This window comes from Bradyrhizobium sp. S3.7.6, assembly GCF_054061875.1.
The window spans coordinates 2,568,771-2,589,646 of record NZ_JBSSEQ010000001.1 but is presented as its reverse complement, the minus strand read 5'-3'; the positions used below and the strand labels follow the sequence as shown (position 1 = coordinate 2,589,646).

The window sequence follows — 20,876 nt, the reverse complement described above, 5'->3', positions numbered from 1 at the left end:
GATGCCCCGCTTTGGAAGGCCAAGACAAGGGCTTTTTCGCGTCAGATTCCCGCGACTTTGACCACCAGATCGGCCAACCGTTCGGCCGCATCGAGCCGCCCCGCCCTCTTCGCGGCTGCGGCCATGGAGGCAAGACGCGCGGGCTCGGCGGCGAAGGCGGAGATCTCGGCGGCGAGCCGGTCGGAGGTAAACTCGGTCTGCGGGATACGGATCGCGCCGTCGACCTTGGCCAGCACGCCGGCATTGGCGAACTGGTCCTGGTCGATCGAGCCGGGTAGCGGCACCAGGATCGAGGGCCGTCCGATCGCGGCGAGTTCGGCGACCGTGCCGGCGCCTGAACGCGACACCACCAGATAGTTGGAGGCGAGCCGCGCCGGCAGATCGGTGAAGAACGGCGCGAGCTCGGCATTGATCTTGAGCTTGTCGTAGACCGCGCGCACGCGCGCCATGTCTTCGTCGCGCACCTGCTGGGTCAGGACGAGCCGGCTCCATAGCGCAGGCTCAAGGCGCTCGATCGCACCGGGGACGACGTCGGCCATAATGCGCGCACCCTGGCTGCCGCCGACGACGAGCAGGCGCAGCGGTCCGTTCGCTTCAGGCGCGACATATGGCACGGCGGCTGCGGCGAGGATCGCCGGACGCATCGGCGTGCCCACGGTCGTGGTCTTGCCTGCCAGCGCCGGATCGCGGTCGAGCACGCCGGGCAACGACGTCGCGATGGCGCGGACGCGGCTCGCCAGGAACCGGTTGGCGCGGCCGAGCACCGCATTGGCGTCGTGGATGATGCTGGGCACGCCCGCAAACTTTGCAGCGACCAGCGGCGGCAGCGTCGGGTAGCCGCCGAAGCCGACGACGGCGACGGGCTTCAATCGCCTGATCAGGCCGTAGGCGGACAGCGTGCCGGCGGCGAGCGTGAGGCCGGCATAGGCGAGCTGCAATGGATTGCGGCCACGCGCGGTCTCGCTCGAGACGACGTCGATCATGTCCTTGCTGAACAGCCCGCTATAGCGCAGGGCACGCTCGTCCGTGACGAGGCGGACGCGAAAGCCGCGCCGGATCAGCTCGACGCCGAGCGCCTCGGCCGGAAACAAATGGCCGCCGGTGCCGCCCGCGGCGAGAAGAATCAGGGGGGAAGTGTCCATGGGTGCCCCTTTTACAAGCCCTCCGCCGTCATTGCGAGCGTAGCGACACCGTGCTCGCGCCCCCGGGCGCAGCGCAGCGCGCCGCCGAACCGGGGCCCATGGGCGCGGCATTCTGGGTCCCGGCTCTGCGCTCCGCTTCGCTACGCTTGTCCGGGACACGAGAGGGTCACGCGTAACTGCGCATCGCCTCGGCGTGGCCGCTTGCCTCGACTTCGGTGCGCGGGCGCAGCCGCGTCAGCGCCAGCATCATGCCGACACCATAGGCCAGCGACACGATCGAGGAGCCACCATAGGAGATGAAGGGCAGCGTCATGCCCTTGGCGGGGATGAGCTGGAGGTTGACCGACATGTTGATCGCGGCCTGCACGCCGAACAGGATCGCAAGGCCGGACGCCGCAAAGCGCGAGAACATGTCCTCATTGGCGTAGGCGCGCGACAGCGTGCGGATCACGACGAAAGCGAACAGCGCCAGCATCGCAAGGCACAGGATGATGCCGAACTCCTCGGCGGCAACCGCGAACACGAAGTCGGTGTGACTGTCCGGCAGGCTGCGCTTGGCGATGCCCTCGCCGGGCCCGAGCCCGAACCATCCGCCGTTGTAGAAGGCTTCCATGGCGGTATCGACCTGGAAGGTGTCGCCGGAAGCAGGATTCATGAAACGCTTGATGCGGCCGGCGACGTGCGGGACGAACAGATAAGCGCTGAACAGACCGGCCGCGGCGGCGCCCGCCAGGCCGAACACCCAGATCATGCGCATGCCCGCGATGAAGAACAGCGAGCCCCACACCATCAGGATCAGCATGGTCTGGCCGAAGTCGGGCTCCATCACCAGCAGCGAGACCAGCATCAAGAGCAGCACCAGCGCCATCGAGGTCGCCGGCATCTCCGGCCGCCTGGTCGATTCCGCGAACAGCCAGGCGGCGATGACGACGAACGACGGCTTTGCAACTTCGGAGGCCTGGATGTTGACGCCGAGCAGCGTGATCCAGCGCCGCGATCCCTTCACTTCGGGGCCGATCGCGAGCGTCAGCACGATCAGGATGATGCTGGCCGCGAAGATGATCAGGGCCGAGCGGCGGATCGCGCGCGGCGTCAGGAAGGACACCCCGAGCAGCACCAGGCAGGACGGCGCCAGGAACATCACGTGCCGGCTGAAGAAGTGGAAGGGATCGAGCCCGATGCGGGTCGCAACCGGCGGGCTCGCCGCCAGCGACAGGATCACGCCGGTGAGCATCAGCGCCAGGATGGCGCCCATCAGCGGCTTGTCGACGGTCCACCACCACTCGGAAAAGGGGGTGCGTTCTTCACGGGAGAGCATGGGCGGCCGCTTTCGGACAGAGGTCGGTCCATTGGTCGCCGAGGTTGGTTACCGGGGGGTTAAGGAGATCGATAACTTTGGAGATAGCGCACAACGCGACCACAAATGGTGGTCATGCCCCGGCTTGACCGGGGCATCCAGTACGCCGCGGCCCCTCGGCTCAAGCACGGCCTCTGGATACTGGGTCGCCCGGTCAAGCCGGGCGACGACAGCGGAGCAAGGAGTAGCCGCGCCCTACACCACCGGCTTCACACCCGGCAGCGCCTGTACCAGCTCGCGGAACTTGGTGCCGCGGATCTCGAAATTGCGGTACTGGTCGAAGGACGCGCAGGCGGGTGACAGCAGCACCACTGCATCCGCGAGGCCCGAGGCTTCGGCATCGCGCGCGGCGTGCTCGACGGCGATGTCCAGCGTCTGGCTGATCTCGTGCGCCACCTGCGTGCCCAGCGTTCCCGAAAACTCCTGCGCGGCCTCGCCGATCAGATAGGCCTTGCGGATGCGCGGGAAGAAGCCGGTCAGGCCAGTGATGCCGCCGGCCTTGGGCTTGCCGCCGGCGATCCAGAAGATTTCCGAAAAGGACGACAGCGCATGCGCGGTGGCATCCGCATTGGTGCCCTTGGAGTCGTTGACGAACAGCACGTTGCCGCGGCGGCCGACCTGCTCCATGCGATGCGCGAGGCCCGGAAAGCTGCGCAGGCCGTTCTGCAGCACATCGAGGCTGATGCCCATCGCGAGCGCGGCGGCGGCGGCGCAGGCCGCGTTCTGCGCGTTGTGCTGGCCGCGCAGCGAGCCGATGCCGCCGAGCTTTGCGACCTCGCTCCTCGCGCCGCCCGCGGTGCGCACGATGGTGCCGTGCTCGACATGGATTCCGGAGGCCAGCGGGTTCTTGACGGAGATCCGCACCACGTTCTTGCCGGCGCGGTCGAGCCGGTCGGCGATGTCGCGGCAGAAGCCATCGTCGACGCCGACGATCGCGGTGCCGCCTGCCTGCACGCCGGCGACAAGGCGCTCCTTCACCGCAGCGTAATGCGCGAGGGTGCCGTGACGGTCGATGTGGTCCTCGCTTACATTGAGCAGGATACCGACGGAGGGATCGAGCGAGGGCGTGAGGTCGATCTGGTAGGACGACATCTCGATGACGTGGACGCGGCCCGTGCGCGGCGGTTCCAGCGACAGGATCGCGGTGCCGATATTGCCGCCCATCTGGGTGTCGTAGCCGGCGACCTTTGTGAGATGCGCAATCAGCGCGGTCGTGGTCGACTTGCCGTTGGTGCCGGTGATCGCGACGAACGGCGCGTTGGGCGCGTGACGGCGACGCTCGCGGCAGAACAGCTCGATATCGCCGATCACCTCGACGCCCGCCTCGCGCGCCTTCAGCACGCTCCAGTGCGGCACGGGATGGGTGAGCGGCACGCCGGGCGCGAGCACCAGCGCCGCGAAATTCGCCCAGGAGACATTGCGCAAATCGGCGGTGATGAAACCCGCTTGCGCGGCCTTGGCGACGTTCTCGGCATTGTCGTCGGCGGCAATCACCTCGGCGCCGCCCGCTTTCAACGCGTGACAGGACGCAAGCCCCGAGCCGCCGAGGCCGAACACCGCGACCGTCTTGCCGGCGAAGGATGTGACCGGGATCATCGATCGATCACCGCAGCTTCAGCGTCGACAGACCGGCGAGCGCCAGCATCACCGAGATGATCCAGAAGCGGATCACGATCTGCGGTTCGGTCCAGCCGAGCTGCTCGAAATGGTGATGGATCGGCGCCATCCGGAAGATGCGTTTGCCGGTGAGCTTGAACGACACCACCTGCACGATGACGGAAACCGCTTCCAGCACGAACAGGCCGCCGATCACCGCGAGCACGATCTCGTGCTTCACCGCGACCGCGATTGCGCCGAGCATGCCGCCGAGCGCGAGCGAGCCGGTGTCGCCCATGAAGATCGAGGCCGGCGGCGCGTTGAACCAGAGGAACCCAAGACCGGCGCCCAGCAGCGCGCCGCAGAGCACCGCGAGTTCGCCGGTTCCCGCGACATATTTGATCTGGAGATAGTCGGCGAACACCGCGTTGCCGGCGAGATAGGCGATCATCGCAAAGCTCGCGGTCGCGATCATCACGGGCACGATGGCGAGGCCGTCGAGACCGTCGGTGAGGTTCACCGCATTGCCGGCGCCGACGATGACGAAGGCGCCGAACACGACGAAGAACCAGCCGAAATGCAGCACGGTGTCCTTGAGGAAGGGAATCGTCAGCGCGGTCGACGCGGGATCGCGGTTCAATCGCACCAGCGCATAGCAGGCGACCAGCGCGATGGCGGCCTCGATCAGCAGGCGCAGCTTGCTGCCGAAGCCCGTCGTGGTCTGCTTGGTCACCTTGAGGTAATCGTCATAGAAGCCGACGAAGCCGAAGCCGAGCGTCACCGCCAGCACGATCCAGACATAGGGGTTGAGCGGATTGGCCCACAGCACGGTGCCGACCGTGAGACCGGACAGGATCATCAGCCCGCCCATGGTGGGCGTGCCTTTCTTGGCGAGATGCGATTGCGGACCGTCGGTCCGGATCGGCTGGCCCTTGCCCTGACGGATGCGCAGATGGTCGATGATCCAGGGCCCGAACAGGAACACGAACAGCGCGCCGGTGACGACGGCGCCGCCGGTGCGGAAGGTGATGTAGCGGAAGACGTTCAGGAAGGTGCGAACGGCACCGAAGCCGGGAAATGTGTTGGAGAGCTCGATCAGCCAGTAAAACATTCAGACGGTCCTATGGCGCCTTTGCACGCGGCCCTGGTGTTGGCCTTGACTTGCCTCACGCGCATTCGCGGGTCTTCTTCATGGGGTCGGGCGACCTCTGGGAAAACGGACGGCTTCGCGCCGCAAAAGGTGGGATTCGGGAACAGCGCCTTCCAAGCAGTTTACGCCTTTGCCTGCAAGGCGGCCACTAGGCCCGGCACAAACTTGTTGACCCAGAACATCTTCTTGCTGCCCTTGACAACCACGACATCGCCTGCCCTCAGCAGATTTGCGACCTCACCCGGCTTCAGCGTGGCGGGGTCGTCGTGCCAGCCAAGGCCCTTGCCCGCCGGCAACACGTCGTACAGATGGCGCATCAAGGGACCCACGCAGTAGACGCCGTCGATGCCGTCGAGATGCTTGGCGAGGGCCGTGTGGTAGTTTGGTGCGTCATCGCCCAGTTCCAGCATGTCGCCGAGCACCGCAATGCGACGGCCGCCGGTCACGTTGCGCGCCTGGAGGCTTTGCAGTGCAGCAGCCACGCTGGCCGGATTGCCGTTGAAACTGTCGTCGATCACGGTGACGCCGCCGATCGCCTGCTCGACGCCGCGGCCGGTCATGATGCCGACCCGGTCGAGCTTGATCGCGAGCGTCGCCGCATCGAGGTTCGCGGCGCGGATCGAGGCGAGCGCAGCGAGCGCGTTCTGCACGCGGTGCGGTGCGCCCGGCGTCAGGCTGAAGGCGATCTCCTTCTTGCCGAGCGCGGCCACGACCTGCCAGCTCTCGCCATGCGGCGCGTGCGCGACCTCGTGCACCTCGGCTTTCTCGCCGAACCGTACCACCTTGCCCTTCCAGTCCGGCGCCTTGATCCCGGCAGGCAGCACCAGCACGCCATCCTCGGGCAGGCCGAGCGCGATCGAGACCTTCTCGCGCCTGATGGCTTCGAGCGAGCCGAGCTTTTCCAGATGCACCGGCTGAACGTTGACGACGAGCGCGACGGTCGGCCGCGTCAGCTCGCTGAGCCGCGCGATCTCGCCGGTCTGGTTCATGCCCATCTCGACGACCCAGAGGCTGGCATCGGGCCTGGCGTTGCACAGCGTCAGCGGCACGCCCCAGAAATTGTTGAAGCTCGATGGGCTGGCATAGGCGCCGGGGTAGGCCGCGAGGAATTCCTTGGTGCTGGTCTTGCCCGCGCTGCCGGTGAGCCCGATCACCGGTCCGTTGAAACGCGCGCGTGCCGCGCGCGCGAGGCCCCAGAGACCGTCGATCAGCGTGTCCTTGACGACGATCTGGGGAATGCGGATGCTGGCGATCTCGTGCGGCACGATCATCGCGACCGCGCCCGAAGCTTCCGCCTTGTCGGCGAACTCCCAGCCGTCGCGCGCGCTGGCGAAGGCCGAGATGAAGCCGCCGCTCGGCGTACCGCTGAGCGCGACGAACAGGCAGCCCGGCTTCACCAGGCGGCTGTCCTGGGTGACGAACTCGATCGGCGTGTCCGGAAATGATCCCGCAGCGCCCAGCGCACGCGCCACTTCGGCAACCGTCCATATTGGCGCGCTCATGCATCCCTCGACGCTAATGCGGCGGCGACCGCCTCGTGATCACTGAAGGGCAGCACCTCGCCGCCGACGATCTGCCCGGTCTCGTGGCCCTTGCCGGCGACGAGCAGCGCGTCGCCGTCTTCCAACTCCTCGATCGCGGTGCGGATCGCCGCGGCACGGTCGCCGATTTCGCGGGCACCTTTTGCAGTCGCGAGGATTTCTGCGCGAATGGCTTCCGGCTTCTCGCTGCGCGGATTGTCGTCGGTGATGATGACGCGGTCGGCGTTTTCGGCCGCGATCTCGCCCATGATCGGGCGCTTGCCGGCATCGCGGTCGCCGCCGGCGCCGAACACGACGACCAGCCGGCGTTTTGCGTAAGGCCGCAAAGCCTGCAACGCCTTCTCCAACGCGTCGGGCTTGTGGGCGTAGTCGACGAAGATCGTCGCACCGTTGCGCTCGCCGACGCGCTCGAGCCGACCCTTGGCGCCTTCGAGATGTTCGAGGCTCGCAAACACGTTGGCCGGATCGCTGCCGGTACCGATCGCCAGACCGGCCGACACCAGTGCGTTCTCGATCTGGAATTCGCCGGCCAGCGGCAGCCGGACCGCATAACGCTTGCCGCGATGTTCGACGGCAAGGACTTGCGAAAAACCTTCGACCTCGGCCCCGGCGAGACGAATGCCCTCGCCTGCCCCGTCGCCGTTGCGGCCGACCGCCATCACGCGCAGGCCGTGCGACCTGGCAGCATTGATTGCCTCCGCCGAGCAATCATGATCGGCGGAGATCACCGCCGCCCCATCCGCCGGGACCAGTTCGCGGAACAGGCGGAGTTTTGCTGCAAGATAATGCGCGACGGTTGGATGGTAATCCATGTGGTCGCGCGAGAGATTGGTGAAGCCGCCGGCGGAGACACGCACGCCGTCGAGGCGGTACTGGTCGAGCCCGTGCGAGGACGCCTCGAAGGCGAGATGCGTCACGCCTTCGCGCGCGATCTCATCGAGCTGCCGGTGCAGCGCGATCGGATCCGGCGTCGTCAGCGAACCGTAGACGGTGCGCTTGGGCGAGACGAGACCGATGGTGCCGATGCTGGCGGAGGCATGCCCCAGCCGCTCCCAGATCTGGCGCGTGAACGCGGCGACCGAGGTCTTGCCGCTGGTGCCGGTCACCGCCGCGATGGTCGCCGGCTGTGCGGGGAAGAATTTGGCCGCGGCCAGCGCCAGCGCGCGGCGCGGATTGGCCACCGTGACGAACGGCATCTTGCTGCCATCAGGTGCATGGTCGCCGACGATCGCCACCGCGCCTGCTGCAATCGCGGCATCGACGAAGCGCGCGCCGTCGGTCTTGCTGCCCGCGAGGGCGAAGAAGAGATCGCCGGGCTTGACCACACGGCTGTCGAGCGCAACGCCGGTCACATCGAGCGCCGCGACAGCGGGCTCGATTGCGGCATCATTGCCTGGAACGTCCTGACCTAGGAGGTCGCGCAGCTTCATGGTCTTCCAGTCGACATGCCGTCCGGAAAGCCGGATCTTCGGAAAAGCCCCGACTCAGCAGCGGCGACGGCCCACCCCCGTTGATTACTGGGTTGTCCTGGATGCTGCAAGAATAAGGCGGTCGGACGGCGGCAGGTCAAACCGTGGCTCGATGCCCAGAAGTGGCGCGATCCGCTCGATCACCTTGCCGCCGGTCGGCACTGCGTTCCAGCCCGAGGTGATGAAACCATGCGTTTCGGGCAGCGCCTGCGGCTCGTCCAGCATGATCAGGATCTGATATTTTGGATTGTCGGAGGGCATGATCGCCGTGAAGGAGTTGAGCACCCGCTTCTTGGCGTAGCGGCCATTGATGACTTTCTCGGACGTGCCGGTCTTGCCGCCGACATAATAGCCCTTGACGTCTGCCTGTCTCGCCGACCCGACCTCCGCATTGAGCCGCATCAGATACCGCATCTTGTCGCTGGTCTCTTGCTTGATCACGCGCTTGGCCATCGCCGCCGCTTCAGCTTCGCTTCGCTTCATGAAGGTCGGCGGAATCAGGTAGCCACCGTTCATCAGCGCGTTGATGCCCATCACCGCCTGGAGCGGCGCCACCGACAGACCCTGGCCGAACGCGATGGTGACCGTGTTCAGCTCGCTCCAGCGGCGCGGCACCAGCGGAGCTGCGCTCTCCGGCAGCTCGGTGCGCAGCCGCGTCAACTGGCCCATCTTGGCAAGGAACGCCTTGTGCGCCTCGACACCCTGGCCGAGCGCGATCCGCGCAGCGCCGATGTTGGAGGAGTAATAAAACACTTCCTTGGTGTTGATGAAACGTCCGAGCGAATGACTGTCGTGGATGGTGAACTTGCCGTAGTGCAGGTTTCCGCGTGCATCCCACGACGAGTTCAAATTGATCTTTCCAGAATCGAGCGCCATCGCCAGCGTGAACGCCTTGAAGGTCGAGCCCATCTCGTAGACGCCCGTGGTCAGGCGGTTGATGCGGTCGGGGTCGTGCGCTTCCTTCGGATTGTTGGGGTCGAAGTCCGGCAGCGAGACCATCGCCACGATCTCGCCGGTCTTGACATTCGAGACGATGCCGGAGGCGGCCTTGGTGTGGTACTTCTCCTTGGCCTTCAAGAGCTCGTCGCGCAGCGCGTGCTCGACGCGCAGATCGACCGACAGCTCGATCGGCTTTTGCAGCCGGTCGGTGGCAAAGCCTGCGCGGTGGAGATCGGCGAGCCCTTGATTGTCGAGCCACTTCTCCATGCCGGCGATGCCCTGGTTGTCGATGTTGACGAGACCGATGAGGTGGGCGACCTCGTTGCCGGTCGGATAGACGCGCTTGTTCTCGCGCAGGAAGCCGATGCCGGGAATGCCGAGCTTGTGGATGTCCTGCTGCTGCTTCGGCGTGATCTCGCGCTTGAGCCAGACAAAACCCTTTCGCGCCGACAGGCGCTCGCGCACCTCGGCCTCGTCGAGGTCAGGCACGGTCGCAGTCAGAAGCTCGATCGCCTCGTCCTTGTCGATGATGCGGCGCGGCTCGCCGAACAGGCTCGCCGCCTTGACATCGGTCGCGAGGATCGCGCCGTTGCGGTCGACGATGTCGGGCCGCGCGGTCGCGACCACCTCTTGCGCGGCAGCACGGCGCGCGCTGTGGGCGTCGGCACCGATCGCGAACATCACGAGCCGGCCGCCGATCAGGACGTAGACCGAGGTAAAGGCGATCATCGCGAGGCCAACGCGCGCGCGCGCCTTCGCGGCGCGGTCAACGTTGCGCCCGTAGAGCAGGCTGCGGATCAGCCGCTGCCGCCAGGGCTCGGGCGGCTTTTGAGTTGGCTTGGCCGGGGTCACAGCGCTCATTGCTTGTCCTCGGGCTGAGGCACGGAGCCCGTCACCGTATCCGGATCGCTCGCGGCTTCGATGGTGTTGAGCATGGCCCCGATCGGATCCGGCTCGCCCGGCCTGAACATCCGCGGCCGACGCTCCGGCAGGTTCTTCAGCGAGTCATACTGCGTGCCGTTGACCGGCTTGAGCGGCAGATGCCGGTCGGACAGGCCCTGCAGGCGCAAGGGCGCATCGAGCTTGGCCCATTCGGAGCGCAGCGCCGCGATCGCATCGCGCTGCTCGCGGATCTCCGCATGCAGCCGCAGCACCTTTTCGGTGCGCGCCGTGGAGTCCATCTTGATCCGGTAGACATAGGCCGCCGCGAAGATCAGCGCGCCGATGACGAGGAGGTGGATGAAGCGCATGCGCTAGCCACCCCTCATCACGTCGGCGAGCTTTGGCCAGGACGAGGTCTCGCCGTCGTCGTGCGCGGGCGCGGACGTGCGCTCGGCGGCACGCAGTTTTGCGGAACGCGCGCGTGGGTTATGGGCGACTTCCTCTTCGCCAGCGATCACCGGCCGGCGCGTCAGCAGCTGGAAGCTCGGCGCGGTTTGCGCCACTTCCGGCAGATGCCGCGAACCGCCGCCTGTCTTGCTACGCTCGGAGAGGAAATTCTTGACGATGCGGTCTTCCAGCGAATGGAACGAGACCACCACGAGGCGGCCGTCCGGCCTGAGCACGCGCTCGGCCGCAGCGAGCGCGGTCTGGAGTTCCTCGAGCTCTTCGTTGACGAAGATGCGCAGGGCCTGGAACGTTCGCGTCGCCGGATGAATATCGCCGGGTTTCGAGCGCACGACCCGGCCGACGAGATCGGCGAGCGCGCGCGTTGTCGTGAACGGCGTCTCCTGCCGGTCGGCGACGATGGCGCGGGCGATACGGCGCGACTGCCGCTCCTCACCAAAGAGATAGATGATGTCGGCGAGATCGCTTTCCGAGGCGCGCGCGACGATGTCGGCCGCCGTCGGCCCCGCCTGCCCCATCCGCATGTCGAGCGGACCGTCGAGACGGAAGGAGAAGCCGCGGCCGGCCTGGTCGAGCTGCATCGAGGAGACCCCGACATCCATCACGACGCCGTCGACGGCATCGACGCCTTGCGCCGCACAGACCTCGGCGAGATTGGAGAAGCGGTCCTCGACCAGCGTCAGCCGGCCCGCGGAGCGTTCGACCAGCTCGGCCCCGCCGGCGATCGCCGTGCGGTCGCGATCGATCGCAATCAGCCGGGTTCCCGGCACGTCGAGAATGGCGCGGCTGTAGCCGCCGGCGCCGAAGGTGGCGTCGATATAGATCCCGCCCGCGCGCGGCGCGAGATGATCGACCGCCTCACGGCCAAGAACGGGGATGTGCGGAACCGAGCTCATGCGCCACACCCGCAGAGCGTCCATGCGAGATCTGGGACGAGCGAGTCCATTACGCCTCGAATAATTCCGCGTCGCGGCGGTTCCACGACCCAACCCTCGTCCAGCATGGTTACCGAGCCCGATCATCCCGGGCCGCAAACCCAGTGTTCCCAGTGGAATTTGTCGGGCAGCCATGGGATTTCGAGCCAAAATACGCTTTGGCCGCCTCCGGACGCGGGTCGGCTCTTCAATCCTCAGTAACGGCCCTTAGCGTTAAGAAAGCGTTGATCGGCTTGTTACAAGTCGAAAAGGTGACGCATCGGTGATGCTCCATCCACACACATGCGCCAAAATGCATCCATTAACCGCGCCGCGCGATTGCGCGCGGCGGAGGGTAAAGGAATAGTAAAGAGAAGGGCTTGGCCCACTCTCTGTCCGACTTGAGCTGTCTATGTCGTCCGGTCCTTCCACGCCGTCTGGATCTGATTCGAAACGTCAACGCGTTCTCCCGGTTCCCAAGGCCGCGGCGAACACGCGGACGTTCGAGCCGGATTCCTCGATCGTCTCCGACATCATCCCTTCGCCGAACCATGGCGACCGCAACAAGGGACGGCAGCCGGATATGATCCTGCTGCACTACACCGGCATGCCCGACGTCGAGGGCGCGTTGGCGCGGCTGTGCACGGCGGGCACCGAAGTGTCGGCGCATTACGTCGTGCTGGAGGACGGCCGCATCGTGCAATGCGTGCCCGAGGCCAAGCGCGCATGGCACGCGGGCGTCTCGTCCTGGGCCGGCGAGGACGACATCAACTCCTGCTCGATCGGCATCGAGATCATCAATCGCGGCCATGACTGGGGCTATCCGGAATATCCGTCGCGCCAGATCGCCGCCGTGATCACGTTGTGCCGCGGCATCATGCTTCGCCGCAACGTCGCCGCGCACCGGGTGCTCGGCCATTCCGACGTCGCGCCGGCGCGCAAGAAGGATCCCGGCGAGAAATTTCCGTGGCATTCGCTGGCCAATTCCGGCGTCGGACACTGGGTGACGCCCGCGCCGGTCGTGCGCGGCGAGAGCCTGATGCTCGGCACCATCAGCGACGAGGTGCTGAGCCTGCAGCAGGCGCTCGCCCGATACGGCTACGGCGTGCCGCTGACCGGCAAATACGACGCCGCGACGATGGAAGTCGTCACCGCCTTCCAGCGCCATTTCCGCCCCGCGCGGCTCGATGGTGTCGCGGATCACTCGACGCTGTCGACATTGCAGGCGTTGCTCGCGAGCCTGCCGGCGGATGCGACGGCAGTCGCGGCGAAGTAATGGCGTTCGTCATTGCGAGCGCAGCGAAGCAATCCAGACTGCCTCCGTGGAAACAGTCTGGATTGCTTCGTCGCTTCGCTCCTCGCAATGACGGAATGTGTGGCGACTACTCCATCTCCCGCATCCGTCGCGCATACAGCCGCCGTAGCGGCTCCAGCTGCGTCGCCGCCGTCGCGGCGACATACGCCTCGCGCGCTTCGTCCTTGCGCCCAAGCCGTCGCAACAGATCCGCGCGCACCGCGGGCAACAGCTCGTAGCCACGAAGCCCGCCGCGCGCGGCGGTCGCATCGACGAGATCGAGCGCGCGCGCCGGGCCGTCGACCATCGAGACTGCGGCGGCGTGGTTAAGCTCGATCACCGGCGACGGATTGATGCGCAAGAGCACTTCGTAGAGGCCAGCGATCTGCGGCCAGTCGGTCTGCTCGTAGCTCGGCGCACGGGCATGCAGCGCGGCGATCGCGGCCTGCACAGCATAGGGCTGCGGGCGGCCAGGCACGCGGAGCGCGTCGTCCACGAGACGCAGACCTTCCTCGATCTGCACACAATTCCAGAGCGAACGATCCTGCTCTTCCAGCAGAACGACGTCGCCGGCTGTGGTCTCGCGCCCGGCACGGCGCGCATCGTGCAGTAACATCAAGGCGAGCAGGCCTTTGATCCCGGCGCGATCCGGCATCAGCCGGTCGAGCAACCGGCCGAGCCTGATCGCTTCGACCGCGAGATCGGGCCGCATCAAATCCGCGCCCGAGGTCGCAACATAGCCTTCGGTGAAGACGAGATAGATCACGGCGAGCACGCCGTTGAGCCGCGGCGCAAGCGCGGCGTGCTCGGGCACTTCATAAGGAATGCCGGCGAGCCTGATCTTCTGCTTGGCGCGGACGAGGCGCTGCGCCATCGCATCCTCGCCGACGAGAAAGGCGCGCGCGACCTGCGCCATGGACAGCCCGCAGACGGTGCGCAGCGTCAGCGCGACCTGGACCTCGATGGCGAAGGCTGGATGGCAGCACGTGAAGATCAGCCGCAGCATATCGTCATCGAGCGTTGCTGTCGGCTCGTCGGGCGCCTGCGCGTTGAACTCGAGCTCATGCACGAGCGCCCGCTGCTTGCCGCGGAACACGGCCTGCCGCCGGATGCGATCGATCGCCTTGTTGCGACCGACATTGACCAGCCAGGCGCGCGGATTATCGGGCACCTCGCCCGCCGACCAGCGCTCCAGCGCGACCGCGAAGGCATCCTGGAGCGCGTCCTCGGCGAGATCGAAATCGCCGACGAGGCGGATCAGCGTGGCAAGCACCCGCCCCGCCTCGTCGCGAAAAATCCGAGCGATGTCGGCAGGACAGATCACTTGTAGATCATGACCGGCCTGACTTCGATGGATCCCTCTTTGGCCTCGGGAATCCGAGCAGCCAGTCCGACGGCGGTGTCCAGATCCTTGGCCTCGACCAGATAGTAGCCGGCGAGCTGCTCGCGAGTCTCCGCGAAGGGACCGTCGGTCGTCAGGGTCTTGCCCTCGCGCACGCGCACGGTGGTCGCCGTCGTGGTCGGCTGAAGCCCGTCGCCGGCCTTGAAATGGCCGCTCTGGACGATGGACTGCGTGTAAGTGCCGTACTCCGCCGACAGCGCCTGACGGTCCGCGGGGGACATGTTGATCATTTTCGCTTCGTTCCGGTAGATCAGCAGTAGGTACTGCATGGCTTACTCCTGTTGTTCGGCCTGATTGCCGACATCCAGTCGAACGGGGCCAACATCAAACGACATCCTCGGGATAATTATTCGATATCAGGGGACGAGATCATTTGTAGATCATCACGGGCCTGACTTCGATCGAGCCGTCCCTGGCTCCGGGAATCCGCGCGGCCATCGCGATCGCTGCGTCGAGGTCTCTCGCCTCGACGAGATAATAGCCGCCGAGTTGCTCGCGGGTCTCGGCGAACGGACCATCGGTCGCGAGTACCTTGCCGTCGCGAACGCGAACGGTGGTCGCAGTCGAGGTCGGCTGGAGCCCGTCGCCGGCCTTGAAGTTGCCGCTCTGGACGATGGACTGGGTGTAGGCGGAATACTCCGCCAACAGCTTCTGGTAATCTGCGGGGTCCATCTTGCTCTGTTGAGCTTCGTTCCGGTAGATCAGCAGCAAATACTGCATCGCTTAACTCCTGTTGCTCGGCTGGATTGCCGGCATCCAGTCGAACTGGGCCCACGCCCAACGACATGTTCAGGATAAATTATTCGCAGCCGGCTTGCGCGGCGATCTCTGCTTGACGGAACCGTCACAAATGCCCCATGCGTAGCCGGTCAGTCGGCCGGACGGCCGCTCCGGCAGGTGCCGAAAGGCCGCCGGGGAGGAAAGTCCGGGCTCCCTTGACATACGGTGCCGGATAACGTCCGGCGGGGGCAACCCCAGGGAAAGTGCCACAGAGAACGAACCGCCCGCCGACGCCCCTTCGGGGCTCTGGCGCGGCAAGCCCTCGGGCCTGCCGTGCCGTAGCAGCGCAAGCTGCGTAGGCAGGTAAGGGTGAAAAGGTGCGGTAAGAGCGCACCGCGGCTCCGGCAACGGAGCCGGCATGGTAAACCCCACCGGGAGCAAAACCGAATAGGGACGGCGTAGCGGGCTGTTCGCGCAAGCGATAACGCCGCGGGGCGATGTCAGGCCCGCCGTCCGGGTAGGTTGCTCGAGGCCATGTGCAAACATGGTCCCAGAGGAATGGCCGTCACGTATCGTTCGCGCAAGCGGACGGTGCCTTACAGAACCCGGCTTACAGGCCGGCTGATATCTTGCAACGAGGGGTTCGATGCTGACCGCATCGGACCCCTCACCATTTTTCACCGTTGTCATTCCGAGGCGCGACGAAGCGAGAGCCCGGAATGACGAGGGTGAACTAGGCCACAATCTTCTCCAACACCGCCATCAAAGCCTCGGGCGCTGTCACGTTCGGCGCATGACTGGCATCGAGTTCGAAATAGCGCCAGCCCTCCTCGTTCTTCGTGCGCTTCGCGAACTGCCCGAACACATCGCCCGGCGGAATGCGCTTGCAATAGATGTAGCTGCGCGGGATCGCCGGCTCGCCGTGTTCGAGCTTGAGCCTGGTCTCGAAACATTTGATCGGCATGTTGATGCGGCGCGCATTGAGCCAGTCGAGATCGGCCTGCGGCGTATCGGGCGGCGGCGGATTCGGCGGGATGCGGTAGCCGTCGCCTGCGGCAGCCGCCTTGCGCATCGGCTCGCGCCCGCCCTCGTTGAGATCGAACAGCGACTGGCCGTCACGCGGCACGAAGGCGTCGAGATAGATCAGCTGCGCCACGCGCTCGCGCGCGCGGTCGGCAACACCGGTCGCGACCATGCCGCCATAGCTGTGGCCGAGCAGCACGATGTCGTCGAGGTCCTCGAACTTGATGACGTTGAGGATGTCCTGGATATGCGTATCCAGATCGATCGCGGGACTCGCGAGATGCGCGCGTTCGCCGAGCCCGGTGTAGGTCGGCGCCACCAGGCGGTGGCCGGCCTGCGCCATCAGCGGATGCATCTTCTTCCAGGCCCATCCGCCGGACCATGCGCCATGACAGAGCAGAAAAGTCTTCGCGCGTGCGGCCATCGGCGTTTCCATCGTTCTTGTTTCTACGATGGAGTGTAGCGGCCGCGCGCGCGATGTAAACGCTGCGGCCTCTCAGGCCGCGCGGGTGTTCGCCTTCACGAGGACGGGCGCGACGGCCTCGCGCCGCAGCTTGCCCGCCTCAAAACCATGCATGCCGATCTGCCATTGCAGGCCGACGATGGCGCCCTTGGTCGGCTGCAGCAGCGCGAGCGAAGCGAACAGCGTCACCGGCAACCACACGGCCAGTTGCAGCCAGACCGCCGGCGCGTAGGCCGTCTCAACCGCGAGGATCGCCGGCACGACGAGGTGACCAACAACGACCATCACCAGATAAGCCGGGAAGTCATCGGCGCGCTGGTGAAACAGCTCCTCGCCACAATGGTCGCAGCTGTCCGCGACTTTCAGGAAACGGCCGAACATGTGTCCTTCGCCGCAGTTCGGGCACTTGCCCAAGAAGCCGCGCCACATCGCCTTCGTGAGAGAGACTGAACCGGTTGCCATGACAGCACCTCTTCCTTTTCGCTGATCCATACAATAATATCTTGTATCCATACATTCAAAGGATATGGGCCTAAATTGCATGGATTGGACCCCTACAATCTCGGAGCTGAGCGGGCCGCGCTACCAGCGCATCGTCGAGGCCATGGAGGCCGACATCGCCGCGGGCCGGCTGGTGCGCGGCCAGCAGCTGCCGACGCAGCGCGCGCTGGCCAAGGCCCTCGGCATCGACCTCACCACGGTGACGCGTGCCTACACCGAGGCGCGGCGCCGCGGCATCATGGAAGCCCGTGTCGGACAAGGCTCATTCGTATCCGAGACCAGCGCGCGCCGCGCGGTCGACCTGCCGCATCCGGTCGCGATCGACCTCTCGATGAACGTGCCGCCGCATCCGCTCGAAGCGCAACTCGACGAGCGGATCATTGCCGGGATGGAAGCCATCCGCGCACAATCAGGCCTGACGGCGCATCTCAACTATCAGCCGCCCGGCGGCAGCGCGCATGAGCGCGAGGTCGCGGCCCGCTGGATGCGTGCACGGGTTCCGCACGCGCACGCCGACAGGCTCGTGATCTTTCCCGGTACGCAGACGATCCTGTTCAACCTGCTCGCTCAGCTCGCGCGGCCCGGCGACGTCGTGCTGACGGAAGCGCTCACCTTCCCCGGCATCAAGGCCGCCGCGGTGCGGCTCGGCGTCAAGCTCGTCGGTATCGCCATGGATGATGGCGGCATCTTGCCCGATGCGCTGGCGAAGGCCTGTCGCGCGCACAGGCCGAAGGCCGTCTATCTCATTCCGACGCTGCACAATCCAACCACCGCGACGCTGTCCACCGAACGGCGCAACGCCATCGCAAAGATCATCAGCGATTCCGATATGACGCTGATCGAGGACGATGCCTACGGGCTGCTCGACCGTTCGGCATCGCCGATCGCAAACCTCATTCCGGAGCGGACCTATCTCGCGACCACGCTGTCGAAATGCATCGCGCCGGCGCTACGCGTCGCCTATCTCGTGACACCCGACAACGCCGCGCAGCGGGACATGCGTGCCGGCTTGCAGGCCACCGTGCAGATGCCGGCGCCGCTGATGGTCGCGCTGGTGACGCATTGGATCGAGACCGGCATCGCCGATCGCATCATCACCGCCATCCGCAACGAGGCGATCGGCCGCCAGCAGCTTGCGCAGCGCGCGCTGAAAGGCATTCAGTTCCTGGCCAAGCCCGCCGCCCACCATCTCTGGCTGCGGCTGCCGGAAGGCCGCCCCGACGTCGCCGCGCATCTGTTGCGGAACGGACTTGCAGTCGTCGCCGGCGATGCCTTCACTGTGGACGGAACACCGCCGCATGCCGCGCGCGTCTCGCTCGGCGCCGCGCGCAATCGATCGGAACTGACGGAAGCGCTGCGCATCCTGGTCGGCGCGCTGCACAGGCCGGCCGACACCAGGCAGATCGTCTAGACTCTTCTTATTGGTGGTGACGGCGGTGGCGCGGGCGAACGACCGGCGTCACGCCTGACGAATAAGCCGCATAGGCCTCGCTCGGTGCCACTGTCTCGCCACGAGCCGCGCGCGCCGCAGGCGTGAGCTGGCCGCCGTTCAGCACATCGCGGTCGGGATGGGCGGCCTGATAGGCCGCGGGTTCGGAGAACTGCGCCTGCGCCATCGTCGGCATCAGGGCCGCCGCAGACAGCAGCGCGGCTGCAACGGCAATCTTCGTGCGGGTCATGGTCGTTCTCCATCATCTCGTTCGGGGAAAGGCCAATGAGAGCGCATCATGGCGTCGGGCAGGCCCCCGGATTGAAGTATGGTCATCATGTAGGCCTGCCTTTGGCGAATGCCCGCGGTTGAGGATCACGCTTGCGTGCGGTTTTGGAATTGACCTGCACGGCCGCAGCCGTGCTATGCGGGCGTTGGCGATCAACAGTTCGGGATCGCCCATTGCGACAAGGACAATCTGTTGGAAACGCTCACTTATGCGCTGCTGCTGTTCGGCGCGCTGGCCGGCGGCTTCGTCTCGGGACTGGCCGGCTTCGGGACCGCGCTGATGGCGCTCGGCATCTGGCTCTACGTCCTGCCGCCCTCGCTCGCGGTGCCGCTGGTGCTGATCTGCTCGGTGATCGCGCAGACCTCGACGCTGCCGTCGATGTGGAAGAGTTTCGACCTGTCGCTGGTCTGGCCGTTCCTGATCGGGGGGCTGATCGGCGTGCCGCTCGGCACCATGCTGATCGCCTCCGCCGATCCAAAAGTGTTCAAGCTGAGCGTCGGCGTGCTGATCCTGATCTTTTCGACCGCTCTCTATCTCAACAAGAGGCCCCTCGCCGTGACGTTCGGTGGCCGCATCGCCGACGGCGCGATCGGCTTTGCCGGCGGCATTCTCGGCGGCCTCGCCGGATTGTCCGGGCCGCTTCCGATCCTCTGGGCCAATATCCGCGGCTGGAACAAGCACGAGCGGCGCGGCATCTTCCAGCTCTTCAATTTCACCGTGCTCGCGACCGCGCTGGTGTTGCAGACGGCGTCGGGCCTCGTCGCATTCAAGGTGGTCTGGCTCGCGCTGGTCGCCTTCCCGGGCACGCTGATCGGCGCCTGGGCCGGCGCCCGCGTCTATCACGCACTGAACGACAAGCATTTTGGCGATGTCGTGCTCGGCCTGTTGTTCCTGTCGGGCCTCACCCTCGTCCGGAACAGCCTTGCAGCGCTTTAGATCTGCATCCTCTTCGCGGCGAGCGCCATGCCGCCGGCGACGCCGACACCGAGCACGTAGATCCAGCCCGAGGTGAAATCGAACAGATGCGTGTTGAGCAGTGAGGACAGCATGTTCTGCACCACAACCAACATGCCGATCCAGCAGGCCAGTCCCTCGCCGCGAAACATCAGAAGGTGCGCGATCCACAGCGCGTAGAGGACCAGCACGCCGACGACGCCCCACTGCACGGCATTACTGAGGGTCTGATTGTGCGGGTTGCTGACGATCTCGCCGCGCAGCGGGTCGTCGTGCGGATTGGCGGCCACGCCGGCGAACAGACCGCGGATCGAGCCTGTGCCGTGGCCGATCAGCGGCGCGTCGGCGATAAACCTCAGGGACTTCCGCCAGTATTCGAGACGCGAGCCCATGCCGCTGATCGAATTGTTGTCGGCCTCCAGGCTCCTTTCGTAATCGCTCTGGAACTTGCCGACGGTCGCGCGCAGATGCGGCGAGACGGCCCAGAGCGCTACGGCGATCAACGCCGTCGCAGCGCCGGCGACGAGCGCCGCCCGCCAGCGCAGATGCAGCAGTGCAAACACCACGAGCAGGACCGGCAGCGTCACCAGCGCCGTGCGCGAGACCACGACGAACATCATGTTGGCGAGGAAGCCGAGCGCCAATACGGCGAACAACGCCGCGATCCGAACGCGGCCCTGCTGGACCAGCGTCACGATCGGGTACACCAGCGCAATCGCACAGAGCGCGAATTCCTGGCTCTGGTCGATATAGTTGCGCACGGCAATCCCGCTCTCGACCTGGTAGGGCCCGCGCGACAGATAGAGCTTGAGCGAGAGCCTGGGATCGATCGCAACAGTGAAGGAGTACAGCATGAGCAGCGTGCAGGAGACCAGGAACGCCGCAAAAACCCATTTGCCGTAGGGCCAGCGCTCGAATTGGTAGATCAGCAGCGGGATCACCAGCAGTTTTGCCGGCGGCCCGAGCGCGTGCAGCCGCTCGGCCCAGGGCGCAACCGACCAGAGCGTGCCGACGAGTGCCAGCACGAACAGCGCGATCGGCAGCAGGCAAATCGGGCGCAGCAGCGAGCGCGGGAGCTCGCGAAGGTCGATGAAAGCAAAGGCGATCAGCCACGGCACGAGCGCAAAAGTCACGCCGGTGGTGCTCCAGGGCAGCAGCAACGCGACCAGCGCAACGAAGCGGGCCGGTGTGCGGTAGCGCGCCGCCCAGATCGCGGAGAGCCAGGACGCTCGTCCTTGCTCGTTCAACACCTCGGTCATTGCAGTCCCTTGCAGATTCGCGGCCCACCCACGGCGCGGCAAACTAGCCGGAGCCGTGGGTGGGCGACAAGCGCGCGTCCGTTCGAT

The 20,876-nt window shown here is 66.0% G+C and carries 19 protein-coding genes and 1 other RNA gene; 4 read left to right on the top strand and 16 right to left on the bottom strand.

Going from position 1 to position 20,876, the window contains the following annotated elements; translation table 11 throughout:
- Window positions 1-41: 41 nt before the first annotated feature.
- The 9 genes from murG to rsmH all read right to left on the bottom strand — a co-directional run bounded on the left by murG (window position 42) and on the right by rsmH (window position 11,437).
- Window positions 42-1,142: an undecaprenyldiphospho-muramoylpentapeptide beta-N-acetylglucosaminyltransferase gene (gene murG / locus ACVJ5M_RS12315; RefSeq protein WP_063981539.1), complete on the bottom strand. Its 1,101-nt coding sequence runs from the start codon at window positions 1,140-1,142 to the stop codon at window positions 42-44.
- 166 nt (window positions 1,143-1,308) lie between these two features.
- Window positions 1,309-2,460, bottom strand: coding sequence for a putative lipid II flippase FtsW (gene ftsW / locus ACVJ5M_RS12310; RefSeq protein WP_063981538.1), 1,152 nt, complete (start codon window positions 2,458-2,460; stop codon window positions 1,309-1,311).
- Window positions 2,461-2,694: 234 nt separating this feature from the next.
- Window positions 2,695-4,095 (bottom strand): UDP-N-acetylmuramoyl-L-alanine--D-glutamate ligase, encoded by a 1,401-nt coding sequence (murD, locus tag ACVJ5M_RS12305; protein WP_063981537.1) that lies wholly within the window; start codon window positions 4,093-4,095, stop codon window positions 2,695-2,697.
- Between the two features lie 7 nt (window positions 4,096-4,102).
- Complete coding sequence (gene mraY, locus ACVJ5M_RS12300; protein WP_014492955.1) at window positions 4,103-5,206, bottom strand: phospho-N-acetylmuramoyl-pentapeptide-transferase; 1,104 nt, start codon at window positions 5,204-5,206, stop codon at window positions 4,103-4,105.
- 161 nt (window positions 5,207-5,367) lie between these two features.
- The gene (locus tag ACVJ5M_RS12295; RefSeq protein WP_063981536.1) at window positions 5,368-6,747 is read right to left on the bottom strand and encodes a UDP-N-acetylmuramoyl-tripeptide--D-alanyl-D-alanine ligase; all 1,380 of its coding nucleotides are present in this window, start codon (window positions 6,745-6,747) and stop codon (window positions 5,368-5,370) included.
- The gene (locus tag ACVJ5M_RS12290) at window positions 6,744-8,216 is read right to left on the bottom strand and encodes a UDP-N-acetylmuramoyl-L-alanyl-D-glutamate--2,6-diaminopimelate ligase (RefSeq protein WP_354099551.1); all 1,473 of its coding nucleotides are present in this window, start codon (window positions 8,214-8,216) and stop codon (window positions 6,744-6,746) included. Before ACVJ5M_RS12290 ends, ACVJ5M_RS12295 begins: the two co-directional genes overlap by 4 nt.
- Before the next feature lie 84 nt (window positions 8,217-8,300).
- Window positions 8,301-10,055, bottom strand: coding sequence for a peptidoglycan D,D-transpeptidase FtsI family protein (locus ACVJ5M_RS12285; RefSeq protein WP_071910386.1), 1,755 nt, complete (start codon window positions 10,053-10,055; stop codon window positions 8,301-8,303).
- A complete protein-coding gene (gene ftsL / locus ACVJ5M_RS12280) occupies window positions 10,052-10,444 on the bottom strand; it encodes a cell division protein FtsL (RefSeq protein WP_354099550.1) in 393 nt (130 codons plus the stop codon). Before ftsL ends, ACVJ5M_RS12285 begins: the two co-directional genes overlap by 4 nt.
- Window positions 10,445-10,447: 3 nt before the next feature.
- Complete coding sequence (gene rsmH, locus ACVJ5M_RS12275; protein WP_063986143.1) at window positions 10,448-11,437, bottom strand: 16S rRNA (cytosine(1402)-N(4))-methyltransferase RsmH; 990 nt, start codon at window positions 11,435-11,437, stop codon at window positions 10,448-10,450.
- Between the two features lie 430 nt (window positions 11,438-11,867).
- Between rsmH and ACVJ5M_RS12270 the strand changes: the two genes are divergently transcribed.
- The gene (locus ACVJ5M_RS12270; protein ID WP_175618141.1) at window positions 11,868-12,731 is read left to right on the top strand and encodes an N-acetylmuramoyl-L-alanine amidase; all 864 of its coding nucleotides are present in this window, start codon (window positions 11,868-11,870) and stop codon (window positions 12,729-12,731) included.
- Between the two features lie 106 nt (window positions 12,732-12,837).
- Here ACVJ5M_RS12270 and ACVJ5M_RS12265 read toward each other — a convergent pair whose 3' ends face one another.
- The 3 genes from ACVJ5M_RS12265 to ACVJ5M_RS12255 form a co-directional block, all read right to left on the bottom strand.
- Window positions 12,838-14,073, bottom strand: a complete 1,236-nt coding sequence (locus ACVJ5M_RS12265) for an RNA polymerase sigma factor (RefSeq protein ID WP_371497445.1) — start codon at window positions 14,071-14,073, stop codon at window positions 12,838-12,840.
- Window positions 14,070-14,420 carry a YciI family protein gene (locus tag ACVJ5M_RS12260; RefSeq protein ID WP_063981533.1) on the bottom strand — a complete coding sequence of 117 codons (351 nt, stop codon included), beginning with the start codon at window positions 14,418-14,420 and terminating at the stop codon, window positions 14,070-14,072. The genes ACVJ5M_RS12265 and ACVJ5M_RS12260 overlap by 4 nt, the downstream gene beginning before the upstream one ends.
- A gap of 100 nt (window positions 14,421-14,520) precedes the next feature.
- The gene (locus tag ACVJ5M_RS12255; RefSeq protein ID WP_063981532.1) at window positions 14,521-14,871 is read right to left on the bottom strand and encodes a YciI family protein; all 351 of its coding nucleotides are present in this window, start codon (window positions 14,869-14,871) and stop codon (window positions 14,521-14,523) included.
- A gap of 149 nt (window positions 14,872-15,020) precedes the next feature.
- Here ACVJ5M_RS12255 and rnpB point away from each other — a divergent pair.
- Window positions 15,021-15,500, top strand: an RNA gene (gene rnpB, locus ACVJ5M_RS12250) — RNase P RNA component class A.
- 104 nt (window positions 15,501-15,604) lie between these two features.
- Here rnpB and ACVJ5M_RS12245 read toward each other — a convergent pair.
- Both ACVJ5M_RS12245 and ACVJ5M_RS12240 read right to left on the bottom strand, forming a co-directional pair.
- Window positions 15,605-16,318, bottom strand: a complete 714-nt coding sequence (locus tag ACVJ5M_RS12245) for an alpha/beta fold hydrolase (protein WP_063986140.1) — start codon at window positions 16,316-16,318, stop codon at window positions 15,605-15,607.
- 72 nt (window positions 16,319-16,390) lie between these two features.
- Window positions 16,391-16,849 (bottom strand): DUF983 domain-containing protein, encoded by a 459-nt coding sequence (locus ACVJ5M_RS12240; protein ID WP_080584009.1) that lies wholly within the window; start codon window positions 16,847-16,849, stop codon window positions 16,391-16,393.
- Between the two features lie 49 nt (window positions 16,850-16,898).
- On the opposite strand from ACVJ5M_RS12240, the gene ACVJ5M_RS12235 reads away from it, so the two are divergent.
- On the top strand, window positions 16,899-18,269 hold the full coding sequence (locus ACVJ5M_RS12235; protein ID WP_354099549.1) for an aminotransferase-like domain-containing protein: 1,371 nt from the start codon (window positions 16,899-16,901) through the stop codon (window positions 18,267-18,269).
- 7 nt (window positions 18,270-18,276) lie between these two features.
- On the opposite strand, the gene ACVJ5M_RS12230 is transcribed toward ACVJ5M_RS12235, so the two are convergent.
- Window positions 18,277-18,537: a hypothetical protein gene (locus ACVJ5M_RS12230; protein WP_063981530.1), complete on the bottom strand. Its 261-nt coding sequence runs from the start codon at window positions 18,535-18,537 to the stop codon at window positions 18,277-18,279.
- A 231-nt stretch (window positions 18,538-18,768) separates the two neighbouring features.
- Between ACVJ5M_RS12230 and ACVJ5M_RS12225 the strand changes: the two genes are divergently transcribed.
- Complete coding sequence (locus tag ACVJ5M_RS12225) at window positions 18,769-19,512, top strand: sulfite exporter TauE/SafE family protein (protein ID WP_063981529.1); 744 nt, start codon at window positions 18,769-18,771, stop codon at window positions 19,510-19,512.
- Here the strand turns inward: ACVJ5M_RS12225 and ACVJ5M_RS12220 are convergent.
- On the bottom strand, window positions 19,509-20,789 hold the full coding sequence (locus tag ACVJ5M_RS12220; RefSeq protein WP_063981528.1) for an O-antigen ligase family protein: 1,281 nt from the start codon (window positions 20,787-20,789) through the stop codon (window positions 19,509-19,511). The two genes, ACVJ5M_RS12225 and ACVJ5M_RS12220, sit on opposite strands and share 4 nt — an antisense overlap.
- Between the last annotated feature and the right edge of the window lie 87 nt (window positions 20,790-20,876).